9 protein-coding genes and 1 pseudogene are annotated in these 14,086 nt (G+C 40.7%); 5 read left to right on the top strand and 5 right to left on the bottom strand.

Features of this window, described 5'->3' with window-relative positions; genetic code table 11:
• Positions 1-39 precede the first annotated feature (39 nt).
• The 4 genes from IQ276_RS29335 to IQ276_RS29320 form a co-directional block, all read right to left on the bottom strand.
• Positions 40-672: a hypothetical protein gene (locus IQ276_RS29335; protein WP_193921974.1), complete on the bottom strand. Its 633-nt coding sequence runs from the start codon at positions 670-672 to the stop codon at positions 40-42.
• The gene (locus IQ276_RS29330; protein ID WP_228043414.1) at positions 672-3,806 is read right to left on the bottom strand and encodes an HsdM family class I SAM-dependent methyltransferase; all 3,135 of its coding nucleotides are present in this window, start codon (positions 3,804-3,806) and stop codon (positions 672-674) included. Before IQ276_RS29330 ends, IQ276_RS29335 begins: the two co-directional genes overlap by 1 nt.
• 545 nt (positions 3,807-4,351) lie before the next feature.
• Complete coding sequence (mutS, locus tag IQ276_RS29325; protein ID WP_235116071.1) at positions 4,352-6,973, bottom strand: DNA mismatch repair protein MutS; 2,622 nt, start codon at positions 6,971-6,973, stop codon at positions 4,352-4,354.
• Positions 6,974-7,059: 86 nt separating this feature from the next.
• Positions 7,060-7,260, bottom strand: coding sequence for a hypothetical protein (locus IQ276_RS29320; protein WP_228042911.1), 201 nt, complete (start codon positions 7,258-7,260; stop codon positions 7,060-7,062).
• A gap of 5 nt (positions 7,261-7,265) precedes the next feature.
• Between IQ276_RS29320 and IQ276_RS29315 the strand changes: the two are divergent.
• The 5 genes and pseudogenes from IQ276_RS29315 to IQ276_RS29295 all read left to right on the top strand — a co-directional run.
• Positions 7,266-7,457: pseudogene (locus tag IQ276_RS29315) on the top strand (hypothetical protein); the annotation flags it as partial.
• Positions 7,458-7,523: 66 nt separating this feature from the next.
• On the top strand, positions 7,524-7,754 hold the full coding sequence (locus tag IQ276_RS40395; protein ID WP_373690603.1) for an RNA methyltransferase: 231 nt from the start codon (positions 7,524-7,526) through the stop codon (positions 7,752-7,754).
• Between the two features lie 105 nt (positions 7,755-7,859).
• Positions 7,860-8,600, top strand: coding sequence for an RNA methyltransferase (locus IQ276_RS29305; RefSeq protein WP_193914982.1), 741 nt, complete (start codon positions 7,860-7,862; stop codon positions 8,598-8,600).
• A gap of 171 nt (positions 8,601-8,771) precedes the next feature.
• A complete protein-coding gene (locus tag IQ276_RS29300) occupies positions 8,772-10,340 on the top strand; it encodes a serine hydrolase (RefSeq protein WP_193914984.1) in 1,569 nt (522 codons plus the stop codon).
• Between the two features lie 1,122 nt (positions 10,341-11,462).
• The gene (locus IQ276_RS29295; RefSeq protein WP_228042913.1) at positions 11,463-12,572 is read left to right on the top strand and encodes an EF-hand domain-containing protein; all 1,110 of its coding nucleotides are present in this window, start codon (positions 11,463-11,465) and stop codon (positions 12,570-12,572) included.
• A 287-nt stretch (positions 12,573-12,859) separates the two neighbouring features.
• Here the strand turns inward: IQ276_RS29295 and IQ276_RS29290 are convergent, their stop codons facing one another.
• Positions 12,860-13,864, bottom strand: a complete 1,005-nt coding sequence (locus IQ276_RS29290) for a phycobilisome rod-core linker polypeptide (protein WP_193914986.1) — start codon at positions 13,862-13,864, stop codon at positions 12,860-12,862.
• Positions 13,865-14,086: the final 222 nt, after the last annotated feature.

The raw sequence follows: 14,086 nt of genomic DNA, 5'->3' as shown, positions 1-14,086 counted from the left end.
CATTCATCGCCTTGTTTTTCAACTAAGCACATCGTTAATTCATAGTGGCAGAAACACATGATGGATGACAAACTGGCGAAGTAGTATGTGTGTAGTTTCTTTAATTTGCGGGTGATTTTGTTTGAGAGAAGATTGACATAAACCGCTTGGCGGACTGATTCGCAGTTCTTTACACCGAATTTCTACTTGACCATCTACTGCTTTGATGGCGGTTTTTGAATCACTATTCATAATGTAACCAATCATCCCTCCGCAGAGAAGCCCAGAAGCATACTGTGATGTGATGTATCTCATCATTCCATCTACTACATAATCTTGGGCTAGAGATTTGCGTTTTCCATCTTTGGAAATTACATTAAGTCGCTTACATTCAAAAGAAAAATATACATCTTCCCGATATCCATACGTAAAACGCAGATCAATACGTCCTTTTTCGGTTCCAGATTCTAAGTCATCCTCTGGGATTTCACGGTCAATTATTACGGGTAATTTTACCAAATTCTTTTGCTGTATCAGAGTAGTTCTAAAACGCTTAGTTATAGGTACTTCGTGATCATCAATTTTAGGTTTACTAAAAACTTCCCATGCAGACAATACCAAATCCAAAATATCTGGAATAAGATAATCAGGAAAAGTATCTGCCCAAAAACTACTATTGCCAACTATTACCATCAGCTTTCCTTATAGTTGCTACTGAGGATTGCTGCTGCTATTTCGTCTGCATCGTTCAAGGCAGAAGTCTTAGTCCAGAAGCGACGAGCTAACGGTTTAAAAATATACAGCTTGTCTTGGTCAAAAACTTTGAGATTTCGCAAAAAACTAATGCTTCCTTGCTGATGTGGTAAAAGACGAATAATTCGCCTGAGAATAGTATCTAATTCCTGTGTTGACTCCTGCTCAATATCTACCCAGCTTTGCTCTACATTAATTTTTCTGTCTAAAACAATTATTGCTGCACCCATCTTAAGAGAACGTATAACGTTGCCGATTATAGTATACTGACCTTTACGCGCCCAAGTATTAAGTACATCACATAAAAGCTTCAGATATTCTTTGCGTTCTTGTGGTTCGCTCCTAACCAATGTAGGAATAGGCCAAGTACTTCGATTGGGCTGAATGCTTGGTATGGAAATATTTATAGTGTCATTGATTAATATTTGTTCATATTCATCAATATCATAATATTCATAAACATATTTAAGTAATTCGTCTTTCTCATTTTGTACTATCTGCTGACGATTTATCAAAAAGTTTTGATTAATCTGGTTTTTTAGATTTCTAATTTTTTCTGCAACTTCTTGAACAATTTTTCTTGATCTTGAAGGATTTTGAGTCATTTCTGGCAAGACAAATGGGAATTTAAGCAGTTCTGATACACGTATATCACCGCGCTCAATTCCCCAAGTAGATGCTGTATGAAATAAGAAATACTTTGCCAAAACAGAGTTTAAAGCAAGAGCCAAGAACATAAAAACTTCGGTATCCTCTGGTTTACCGTGAATACCTCGAAGTGCATCTTGGAAAACTACATCAAACTCAGCAAAAGCTACTTTCAAGCTTTTACTTACAATTACAAGTGGAGCAGTAAATATTTTTTGATTTGGAAGTCTGCGAAGCCTTTGAAAGCGATTCCCAATAGGAGTACAATCAGATTCTAAGATAACCAAATCAATATTGTTACTTCGTGCGGCTAAGAATAATATTTTCGGAGACCAAGGCGATAATATAACATTATTAGGATTATCACTGGCCCCCTCTGGTTCAAAACCTCGACTCATCAACCATCGCTTTGTTCTCTTGCTCTCCGCTATTTTTAATGTGTCTACTAAACGATCTAGTCGTGGTAGTGCAGATAATCTTTCCAAAAATTTTCTGTCTCTGGGCGTTCCCCAAAAGGATTGTTTCCAAACTAGCGCAGGTTCAGCATTACTGAGGTCATATAACACTTCTCTAAGTCTAATTTTCTTTTGATCTTCTGGGGAAATAGATAGAATTTCAGCCCTAATACTTTCCAATTCGGTTTTAGGAGTTATGTACTCAATACTGCTAGTTTTTATATCAGGTTTTTCTTTCCGATATCTGACAATAAGTGTAGGACGATCGGCACCATCAAACAGGTAAAATCTCATATCGGACAGGTTAATTACCTGCTCAATTGTATATGTTGATAACCACTCATTTTGAAAATCTAGTGCTTTATCTTGGTGGTTAAATAAAACTCCTGCTGGAAGTAAAAAGCAAATACGTCCTTCATCCCGTAAGTGTTGCAGAGCCTTCCACACAAACCCACAAGCTAACTGTCTTTGGGCAATTGTATGGTTTTCTTGTTTACACCACTTCTCCATAAGATTTTTTTGTTTTCCTGTCACTTTTGCCCAGGGTGGATTACCTACTATCAAATCAAATTTATTGGCAGATATCGGCAAATCTCGTTCAAAAAAATCTTTGCAAATAAGGTTATGACCTACTAGTTTTGGGAGTGCATTTTCCTGTTGTTGAAGTTTCTGAATATCTCTAGGCTCAAGCTGATCTAAAAAAGCAAGATATAAACTAAATGCTGCAATACGACAAGCCGTTTCACTAGAATCTGCATCTATGCCGAAAATATTTTTCTGGAGAATATTAATTAAGGCTGCTGCAAGTTCATCATTGTTATTGCTAATATTTATGTGCTTGATACGCCATTCTTCAGCTAATCGGTTAAAAATCGCTACTAGGAATATACCTGAACCGCAAGCTGGGTCAAGAAAACGCTTTTCTAATAAGGAAGTCCATCCATCTAATGCTGTATCAAGAACTATCTCAGCTAAAAATCTTGGTGTGTAGTATATGCCACTTTCCCGCTTTTCTTGTGTTTCCAGAAAGTGTTCATAAATACTACTTATGGTTTCAATAGGAATAACACTAAAATCATAAGCCCAAAACCCCAGTGAAAGTTGACCACTACTTACGTCATCACCACGAAGAAACTTTTTTAATATATTGATATGTCCATCTTTAATGAGTTTATTTTCTGCTTGAAGATCAACATCAAACAAGTCGCCATTAAAGTCTGATTTAAGTTGTTGAAATAAAGCATATAAAAGTTGCTTAGCTTGACTAGGTTCGTTTTTTTCCAAAAGGTCAATTAGTCTGTGACAATCTGTTGCATTTATTTTGTCAAAATAAGAAAAATCAATAATTTTTCTATCAACTAGATAACAGGTAAATATTGTACGCCATAGCAAAGCATTAACAGTCCTGATATCTAGAGTATGATCAGGTTCTTCTTCCAATAAACTACGACGTGCTGCTGCAAGATTTTTGAGAAGATAGCGGTCAACACGCAAATCTGGGTTAAAAGATTTTGGTTTTTCCCTAAATAACTCACCTAGTTCTACTGCTCTGATAAATTGCCTGAGTTCAATTTCATCAGATACCCGATTTAATATTTGAACAAGACGGTTTTGTTGGGAAACATCTTGTTCCTCTTTGGCAGGAAGCGCAAGACCGGAATAAACTTGAACTTCAGTGGGACTAACAACTACAAGTAATGGGGCAATACCCTGATTCCAAATCTGGCGATGTAATTCACGCATTTGGTCAGAATCTATACCAGAAACTTCTTTGAAATAGATATAGGGCGCATTATTGATACATAAAATGCCGTCAAGTTCTAAATCTTTCCATGCCCTACGCATGGCGTGTGCCTGTGGAGGAGACTGATGACCTGCATTGATTTCTTCAAGGCTATCAAAGAATTCTGGTGGTCGTCTTTCACTAAGTCCAAGTTGTTCTCTCCAATCTAAAATGGATGATTTATTCATAATTCTGTCTCCCTTCCTACTTAGGGAAGCCTAAGAGTTCTCGTTAACTACCTCCATTCATTTAGGAGTAAGGCTACTATTTTATAATGGGAATCTCTATTCACTCACTTCTTAATATCTAGAAAATTCCCAAAGAACCATCTAATGGTAATGAGTAGAGTTTTATAGGTCATATGTACTATTATAATTAATATAGAAGAAGTCTTGAAAAAAAGTGATCGCATTCCAAGTGTAGCTTTGTATACATCCAACACAACCAAAGATTCTTGACCTAATTGTTTGACCAAGACTCTAGCAGAAAACAGGTATTACCGAATTCGATATCACTATTCAGTATCGTCTTGTAGCTTCTGAGCCATTACGTCATCAACTTCCAAAGTTGATGGCAGGAGTTAAATACGCCAGTGATTAATGAACTATTGATTCAGGTAGCCGAACATCCTGAGTTTGAAACTTGGCGACAAAAGGGCAAGCACCCGACTGGTATTTTCAAAGAATTATGCCAATTAATCTGTCAACACGGACAAATAATTTGGCAACCAACATCAATCGATATCCAAATTTTGCAACCCCATCGCAATTTTACTGTGTTTCTCAATTTGCCCCATGACTTGTTTTGCTCGTTGAATCACTACCGCCGGTAAACCCGCCAATCTTCCCGCTTCAATTCCGTAAGACTTATCTGCGCCTCCTGGTTGGACTTGGTGCAAAAAGATAATTTGGTCGGGTAATTCTTTAACTGTCACTTGATAGTTAGCCACATTCGGCAAAATGCTGGCTAGTTCATTTAACTCATGGTAATGAGTGGCAAAAATCGTTCGCGCCCGAATTTCCATTGCGATATATTCTGCCACCGCCCAAGCAATAGAAAGACCATCAAATGTTGCTGTCCCCCGGCCAATTTCATCTAACAATACCAGCGACCTAGATGTGGCATGATTGAGAATATTTGCGGTTTCATTCATTTCCACCATAAATGTAGATTGACCAGTTGCCAGATCGTCCACTGCACCAACACGAGTAAAAATGCGATCGCATATTCCCAATCTGGCAAATCTAGCTGGTACAAAACTACCAATTTGCGCCATTAACTGAATCAATCCCACCTGACGCAAATAACAACTTTTGCCGCTGGCGTTTGGTCCGGTGAGGATAATTAAATCGGGGAATGGGGAGTGGGGAGTGGGGAGTAGGGAAATTTCTTCTTCACTACTCCCTACTCCCAATTCCCTACTCCCTAATTGTGTCGAATTCGGCACAAAGAACCCCGCAGGTAAAGACTGTTCTACCACTGGGTGACGACCATCAACAATGTTAATTTCTCTTCCTGACAACATTTCTGGACGACAGTAACCTTGCTGCACCGCCAATTCAGCTAAAGCACACAACACATCCGCCGCCGCCACTGCGCGGGAAAGATTGCGAATTACTTCCGCCTGTTCTGCAACTTCTTCCCGCAATGCCGTAAAAATCTCATATTCCAATTGATTTAAATCATCCCGCGCGGTGAGAATTCGCGCTTCCCGTTCCTTCAAATCTGGGGTGATGTAGCGTTCCTCATTGGTCAGGGTTTGCTTGCGGATGTAATTGGCGGGTACTTGATCGGCTTTGGCGCGGGAAATACTGATATAGTAACCAAAGGTTTTGTTAAATCCTACCTTTAATGTGGGAATTCCCGTCTTCGCTCTTTCGTCAACTTCTAAATTAGCAATCCATTGTTCGTCTGCTTTTACAGTCGCTTTCCTGTCATCTAACAGGGAATTCACCCCAGGACGAATCAATCCGCCTTCTTTTATATGTATTGGTGGTGACTCTACAAGATGGGTGTGTAATTTTTCTGCCAATTCTGACAAAATCGACGGCACTTTTTGTAAAGCTTTCAAAAATGGAGAACGGGCATCAGTAACTAAGTGGGATAATTCCGGTAAGCGTGAAAGGGAATCTGCCAATGCTGCTAAATCTCTGGCATTAGCACTACCAGAACCCGCCCTTCCCGTCAGCCGTTCCAAGTCATAAATTTGCCGCAACAACTGTCGCAAATCCTGACGTAGGGGTGTATTTTCCATCAACTCTTCGATGGTATCTTGTCGCGCCCGAATGCCTTTAATATCGATTAGTGGTTGTAATAACCACCGCCGCAGAGCACGCCCACCCATTGCTGTATTCGTTCTATCCAATGCCCAGAGTAGGGAACCATGAAATGTGCCATCGCGGACAGTTTGAGTAATTTCCAGGTTACGACGAGTTTGATTATCTACAATTAAATAGTCAGTAACCGTGTAAGTCCGGAGTCTTTGGAGGAAGATTGGGTGTTCTTTTTGAGTATCTTCCAGGTATTCGAGAAGACCACCAGCGGCACGAACAGCCAGCGGAAGATGATCGCAACCGAGTCCTTCGAGCGATCGCAGTTTAAATTTCTGCAATAATCTAGGTCTAGCTTCACCTTGGGAAAAGGGAACTTGCGATCGCAAACTATAACAAAATGATGGTGGCAAACACTCCGGTAGATGTGGCGAAGTTTCTCCCGGACGCAGCAAGCTACCTAAATCCGGTGCATTTGTGGGAACCAGCACCTCCGAAGGTTGCAAACGCATTAATTCTTGTGTCAGATGTTCTAAATCACTGCCTTGAGTGGTGAGGAATTCCCCTGTGGAGATGTCTGCATAAGCTAAACCCCAATGATTTGCGGCAATTACTACTGCTGCTAGGTAATTATTGCGACTTGATTTGAGCATTCCTTCTTCTAGCAAAGTGCCAGGAGTCAGGATGCGCGTTACTTCCCGCCGTACTAATCTCCCAGTAGCTTCGGCTGCATCTTCCACTTGGTCGCAAATTACCACTGCATAGCCTTTTTCTACCAGCATCGTCGCGTAGCGTTCCCAAGCGTGATGGGGAACACCGGACATGGCCACCCGTCCCTGTTCCCCAGCTTGCTTACTAGTCAGAACTAATTCCAATTCTTGCGCTAATTTTACGGCATCTTGGAAATAGCATTCAAAGAAATCTCCCACTCGATACAGCAACACCGCGTGAGGATATTTATCCTTCGTCTCGACATAGTGCAGGTACATTTGACTTAGTTTACTGCGATCCACCTGTTGATGGTCAGAAATAAAAGTACTTGCATCGGGCTTGGTAGATGGAGTTTCAGGGTGAGAGGCAGTCATAGATGCTATCGAGTTACGCACGGAAATTCCACAATATCCGATGATAACGTGATGTTAGAGGTAAGGGGCGATCGCTCAAGGTTTTTTTACTCTTTTTTGCGACTGCTTCGACGCGTAGGTGTCTGTGGTGGCGGTGGTTCCTGTGATTTTAGCTTGTCATCATCAGTCAGAAACTCTACATGAAAACCCTTTTGGTGATAATGCCAACCCAAGACGACAATACTAGCATCACCCATAGAAGTCTTTTCTATAGCTTGATTGGGGAATTTAGCCGCTAACTCTTTCAAAACTCAAGATTTTAAAAGCTAAGTCTCTCAAACCGACTAAACTCCTCACAGTTAATTGGGCTATCGAAGCGATCGCTCGTCTTGGCGGCTACCTAGAACATCGAGGCAAAACACCAATTGGTATCCAGGTACTGTGGCGAGGCTGGTTAAAATTGCATGACCTTTGTGAAGGTTGGCAGCTTGCAAAAGAGACTTAACGGGAAAAGTCAGATAGTTTAATTACCTGAAAATTGCTGTAAGCTCGCCAAAGGCAAAAAATGAGCTTGGCTGGATTAAGAATTGTGTTGCTAGAGCCAGCTAGTCCCTTCAATGCTGGGGCGATCGCCAGAGTAACGAAGAATTTCAAGATATATCATTTAGTAATAGTAAACCTCCAGTGCGTGCAATCCGCACCAAAGCCCACCATGCCGAGAATTACCCTAGAAGTATCAGAGGAACTATCTCAACAACTAGCTGAACGGCACAGATTGCGCCCAGTAAAGAAGCGCGAATAACTGTTCAGACTTGACGTAGGGGTTTACTTACACAGCTAAAATAATCTCAAGAATACTTTCAACTAGCCTAAAAGTATTTTTAAGTACGATCGCCGGAGGCAAAAAATGAGCTTGGCTGGATTAAGAATTGTGTTGGTAGAGCCAGCTGGGCCGATCAACGTTGGTGCGATCGCCAGGGTAATGAAAAATTTCGGGCTACATAATTTAGTATTAGTGAATCCCCAATGCGATCCGCTGTCGCCAGAAGCTTTGATGATGGCTGTTCATGCCAAAGAAATTTTAGAATCTGCGGTAGTAGTGGCCACCTTACCAGAAGCATTGCATGGATGTGTCAGGGCGATCGCTACAACCGGTCGCGTTCGCAGTTGGGAAATACCTTTAGAAAACCCCCGTACAGCACTACCCTGGCTACTGGAAGAACCAGAAAAACCCGTAGCCTTGATTTTTGGCAGAGAAGACCGGGGATTAAGCAACGAAGAATTAAATTATGCTCAGCGCTTTATTTTTATTCCCACAAATCAAAATTATCTATCCTTGAATTTAGCTACTGCTGTGGCAATCTGCTGTTATGAATTGTCACAATCTACCCAGCAACCAGAGACTCAAACTTTGCCCCAAATTGAACTCGCGCCTTTAGACCTTGTGGAAACATACTACCAGCAATTAGAATCATTACTACTGAAAATTGGTTATCTGTATCCACATACTGCACCTAGTCGTATGGAAAAATTCCGCCAACTATATAATCGCGCTGGCCTGCAAACTGGCGAAGTAGCACTGCTGCTAGGAATTTTGCGGCAGGTAGAATGGGCACTTAAAACTCAAAGAGATAGTGAAAACTTGTAATTATTCGTTTAATATATACGCAATCACCCCCCCCAAAATATTTAATATTAAACTAAACACAAAAATGCTACTTAGTGGCAAAGTGGAATTTGAGCATTAATATTGCTTGAAGGTTAAGTTTTGGGTCAGGAGTCTGCAAGAAAACAGTCCAGTGGGTCACAAGGAGTAGCAGTGTCAGAGTCAAGTGACGAACTAACAGCTTTCTCGCGGCGTCAACCCTTAAACCGCCGCCAGCGTCCACAAAATGTTCAAAAAGTGGCACCCAAGAAAGTGAAAGCTAATAGTCAGCAGCAAGTTGTTGCTGGCAAACAAGGGGCGCTAGCACGCCCAAAAAATTCCATCAGTCCTGTGCCAATCCCAGCGGGTACACGCAGGGTAAAATCGGAGTTAGTCATGCCAGCGGCAGTCAAACCGATACCGACTGTGAAAAGAAAAATTCCTCCCTTGCGATCGGGTGTTGCAACAGTTAAAACGGTGCGGATGGAAAAGCCAAAAATCGGCAGGCGTTCATCACGGAAGACGCGGTTAAAGCCAATGGCCAAAACCATATTATATGTACTGCGGTTGTTAATTGTGGGTGTTGGCATGGGGGCAATTGTAGGCACTGTATTGTCAGTATTAGACCCGGCTAATCGCATCACCACAAATTCAGCGCCCCAATCTAGTAATAGTAATGTGGCGCGATCGCAGCCGCAACCCACCCCTACTGCCCCAGTTGCATCTTCAAGCCTATTATTATCTCAGGAAATTATCCCCTTAAAAAATGCGGTGCAAAATTTGGCCACCAGCAACCCAAATCTCACACCCGGAGTTTTCTTAGTAGATTTGGATACTGGTAATTATGTAGATATCAATGCCTCTACCAGTTTTCCTGCGGCTAGCACAATCAAAGTACCGATTCTAATTGCCTTCTTCCAGGATGTGGACGCGGGAAAAATTCGCCTTGATGAAATGCTGACCATGCAGCAAGATGCGATGGCAGGTGGTTCGGGAAATCTGCAATACAAACCAGCTGGAACCCAGTACGCTGCTCTGGAAGTCGCCACTAAAATGATTACCATCAGCGACAACACAGCCACAAATATGCTAATTGCCCGACTGGGAGGCATAGATGCTTTAAACCAGCGTTTCCGCAGTTGGGGATTGACAACCACAGTCATTCGCAATCAACTACCAGATTTAGAAGGAACAAACACCACTAGCCCCAAAGAACTAGGGAATTTGATGGCAATTGTCAGTCAGGGAAATTTAGTCAGTATGCCATCACGTGATTTAATGCTCGATATTTTGCGCCGCACTCAGCGAGACTCATTGCTCCCATCCGGTTTGGGAACAGGCGCTAGAGTATACCACAAAACAGGTGATATTGGCACAATGCTGGCAGATGCAGGTTTAATTATTGTTCCCACTGGTAAGCGCTACGTAGCTGCTGTGATGGTGCAACGCCCCAATAACGACCCCCGCGCTGAAAAACTGATTAGCTCAATTTCTCGTGCTGCTTACCAAGAGTTTAGCCAAAATTCTGTTGCACCCAGCAGTACTACAAGCACTGTACCTACCAACGGTTATCAACCCCAGATTATCAATCCTGTTTTACCCAACGGTACCACAAGCAGCGTACCGATGAATGGTTATCAAGCTCCGATTATTAGTCCTGTACCCAATGGTATGGCAAATACTCTACCTGCAAATAGTTATCAAGCTCCAGTTATGAATCCGCAGTATTACCCACCAAGATAATTTATAGCGGTTCCCATTCAGATGGGGTACAACATGATATCACGAGGTGTAGGGGCACGGCACTGCCCATAGGTGTCAACTTAAGCAAGAAATGCGTATCTCACAGGCGTTTTACCCCCCTTAATCCCCCCGATGGATTGGGGGGAAAAAAGAATCTAGTTCCCTCCCCTTTACAAGGGGAGGGTTAGGGTGGGGTAACGCGTTGAGTGATGATCAGTGAGTGAACTCAATATCACGTCTTGACGAGGGTTTCCCGTTAAGTTGACACCTATGGGCACTGCCGTGCCCCTACAGGTTTACCTTATTAGGTCAGGAAACGCTATATGTTTTAACAGTTGCAAGCTAAGCAATTGATGAAATTGTCGTGTTGTTAGCCCAGTTGAAGTGTTCTTAACAAATGTTGAGAGATTGTAAATTTTGCATCTCTACATTTAATTTGGTCAAGCGATCGCAGTATAGATCAGAGCCTGTTTGTCATTGAATATCATCACAATACTACTATCAGGAAATGATGTGGTATCAAGACCAGAGTTTTAGAGTTTAAGTATTTTTCCTGATTACAGCACTCCTTACAGATGAATAGGATAGAGCGCATAATACTGCTATCAATTTTATGGCATGTTATTACTAAACTAGAAATCGCTAAACCCCTTGATTAATTCTGGCAAAAAACCGGATTTACAGAATAAAACTTAATAGCTTGATTGGCATTCATTACTTGAAGTCAACTTTTGAAGAATAAACGCATTCAATCTGAAAAATAGCTAAATCAAAAATTAAATAATTACGGTTGAAGTCTTTTACCAGCAGTCAGCATTGTAGCTGATTAACTTTGTTGCGATTTGCAAGATAAATTAACTTCGGAAAATCTCAGCTTCATAAATTAACTCTAATCCCCTAATCAATCAAACAAGGAAACTTGATATTCTGATGTTTTTCAAAAACACATTGCTAATTTTACCCCTCAGCATTTACGTCTTGGCTTGCTTTTATTTTAGTACTACTTTTACAGGTCAGGAAACAGAATATTATCAAAAAATAATTCTGTGTGGGGCATCAATTCTGTGTAACTTTTACGTTTTGTACTACCATTACACGAACCCACCACACCCCAAATTTCTCATGCTACCAAAGCGGAAATTATCAATCAGAACTCATGTAATTTCTGGAAGTATAGAGGTTTTGTTTGGTGTTATTGCATTTTTTAGTAGTAATCCAGAAATACCCGCTACAATCATGGCGCTATCAGCCATAATCGGTCATGTCACCTCATCTTTTTACCAAACACCGATTGTTTTTGGCTCTAAGAGTGTAATGATTCCAGCATATCTATTCTGTGTCAGTTTACACCTTTATGCCGCCGTTAATCTCCTGTTAGAACCAAGTTCCAATTTTTGGTTAATAAACACATTTTTAGTTCTAAGCATATACGTTTGGTGTCGAGTATTTTACTTTATCTTTACTGTTTTTGGAATCTTTAAAGATAATCTTTATTCTGCTTCAATTTTGGCGGCTGGTGTGTTGATATTCCCCTCTGTATTAGGTGTTGCTGGTAACTTGTATTTTATCCTTTTTGTCCTTGGATATAATGCTCTTTATAAGTTAATTATGAATCCCACAGCAGCAGACTGGATCAGTTGGACAAAAGAAAGTCAAAGACAAACATTAATAGATGAAGATGCGAAAGAATTATGGGTAACTAATCATTTATCAATCAATCCCGATCAACTTGACGATCAAGCAGTAGCAGCAGCAGTTTTTGCTCAATTGGATACAAATAAAACTGGAACTTTAGATAAAGAAGAATTGAAAATTCTTTGGCACGAGTGGCAAGTTCCAGATTCTTTTATCAATACTTTTCTGGCTCGACACACAGATTTGAATGAATTTCATTTCACGAATTTTTATGAACAAATCTGGCAGATTAAAGGTGTCAAAGAACGGCTAAAAAAAGAAAGCTTGAAGCTAGAATGTTTAAGCAAGGGTAAAAATATTAGCAATGAAGAAAAGTGCAAAATAATTTTCGACCAAATAGATATCGATGGGACTGGTTACATTGATGAATTTGAGTTAAAGACATTATTGCTAGAATGGGGATTACCTTCTAATGAAGTTGAAGAATACATGAAAAAATATGATGAAAATCAAGATTTGAAAATTTCCTTTGAAGAGTTCTTTAAAATGCGTCCAGTTTGGTCTTTTGCCTACTCTGATATAATTCTGGCAACCTAATCATTCATCTAGGGACTTCCAGAAAATAAATTATCTCTGTTTGTACATTTGTAGGGTAGCACAGCTGTGCTACCCTACGTTCGCTTTAATTTTCTGACTAAAGTTCTGACTACAAACGATTTACTCGACTATTCCGTTGCAATACGGTTCGGTTAAGGTTTTTTGATGAAAATTCTACATCGCAAAGACGCGATAAATCGCGTCTCTACAATAATGAATCTTTCGTCTTGACGGCGATTTATCGCGTCTCTTGCCTTAACCGAACCGTATTGTATTCCGTTGGGATTTTAGCCATTAAAAACGCGACTGCGCCACTTATTTAAACGGGCTTCGCCAACTGCGGCCAAGCGTCGAGCATCAGCAATTTGCTCTTGTAGTGCAGTAATCTGCTTTACCTGGGCGTCGGCTTGCTGTTGCAAAGATGCAGATGAATCTGCACTCTGAAAACTAGAAAGCTGGGAACTACTGGTAAATTGTGTTGCACCGATGCTAGCAAAGGTTTGTAACCCTGCTAGTTGTTGTTGTAAAGCTGTAATCTGGCTTTGTTGTTCTTGAATTTTTTGTTGCAAACTTTGTTCGGCTGTTTTACTAGCTGCAACAAATGTATTAACTCCAGCAGCAGATTCTGGCTTGGGTTTGAACAGTTCAGCTAACAATGCACCAACATCGGTGGGTTTGAGTTTACCGTAAGGAGTGTTGGTAATTAGCGATCGCACCAATTGAGGTTTATTATTTGATGCTAGGTTCTTGTCGCTGCTAGAATTGCTCCGCACTAGTTGCAGCATATTGGTAAATTCCAATATTTTTTGCCCAGTTTGGGTTTTATAACCTCGGTAATATGGTACTACATTCTCGCCAAAGGCACTGAAATATTCCTCGCTATCAACATAAGAATCAATATCGGCCTCAAAACCCTGTTCGTCTAAAATGTTGCTGTGATATATCATCTCGGAGTAGTCATCAGGAGCGCGACCTAGCAGATGCTTGAAGTTTAATTCAATCGCACGATAGCGGTAAACGTTAGCAAAAAATCTGGAGCGATACAACTCTGATTTGGCAACTTGACGCACAAACTCACGAACATTAATTATGCCTTGCTTGAGTTGTGATTCTGGGGCAATGAGGCGTTCACTTTCCATCACATAAGCATTGCCCAAAACCTGCCGATAAACCGCCCGAATCACAATTTCGGTATCATCAACCGAAGCACCAGACCACAGTTCAATGGTTTCTGTTTGAGAAAATGCTTGGTATTGGCTTTGTCTAATGTCATCATCTGAAAGGCTTGGCATAGTTTTCAACAACCTTTGAAAAAAGAAGATTTTTAAAAGTAATGGGAGGTCAGTATTTGGTAGTGATTAATTAGTACAATTACTCACTAAAATTTCCTAATTCCCTTCACGATACGATATAAGTTATCAAGTTTTGGGAGGTTTTTTAGTTACATTTTCTAACAAACAAGAGACGGCTAACAGTTAATAACTAACAACTAATATTGTTGAACATTAGCCGCG

Origin of the sequence: Desmonostoc muscorum LEGE 12446, from assembly GCF_015207005.2 — a bacterium.
In the GTDB taxonomy this organism is placed as follows: Bacteria; Cyanobacteriota; Cyanobacteriia; order Cyanobacteriales; family Nostocaceae; genus Nostoc; species Nostoc muscorum.
This window is presented reverse-complemented; position numbering and strand designations above follow the sequence as displayed.

Excerpts from the sequence above, each read along its gene's own strand:
- IQ276_RS29335 (WP_193921974.1), bottom strand. The coding sequence starts at position 672 with ATGGTAATAGTTGGCAATAGTAGTTTTTGGGCAGATACTTTTCCTGAT.
- IQ276_RS29330 (WP_228043414.1), bottom strand. The coding sequence starts at position 3,806 with ATGAATAAATCATCCATTTTAGATTGGAGAGAACAACTTGGACTTAGT.
- mutS (WP_235116071.1), bottom strand. The coding sequence starts at position 6,973 with ATGACTGCCTCTCACCCTGAAACTCCATCTACCAAGCCCGATGCAAGT.
- IQ276_RS29305 (WP_193914982.1), top strand. The coding sequence starts at position 7,860 with ATGAGCTTGGCTGGATTAAGAATTGTGTTGGTAGAGCCAGCTGGGCCG.
- IQ276_RS29295 (WP_228042913.1), top strand. The coding sequence starts at position 11,463 with ATGCTACCAAAGCGGAAATTATCAATCAGAACTCATGTAATTTCTGGA.
- IQ276_RS29290 (WP_193914986.1), bottom strand. The coding sequence starts at position 13,864 with ATGCCAAGCCTTTCAGATGATGACATTAGACAAAGCCAATACCAAGCA.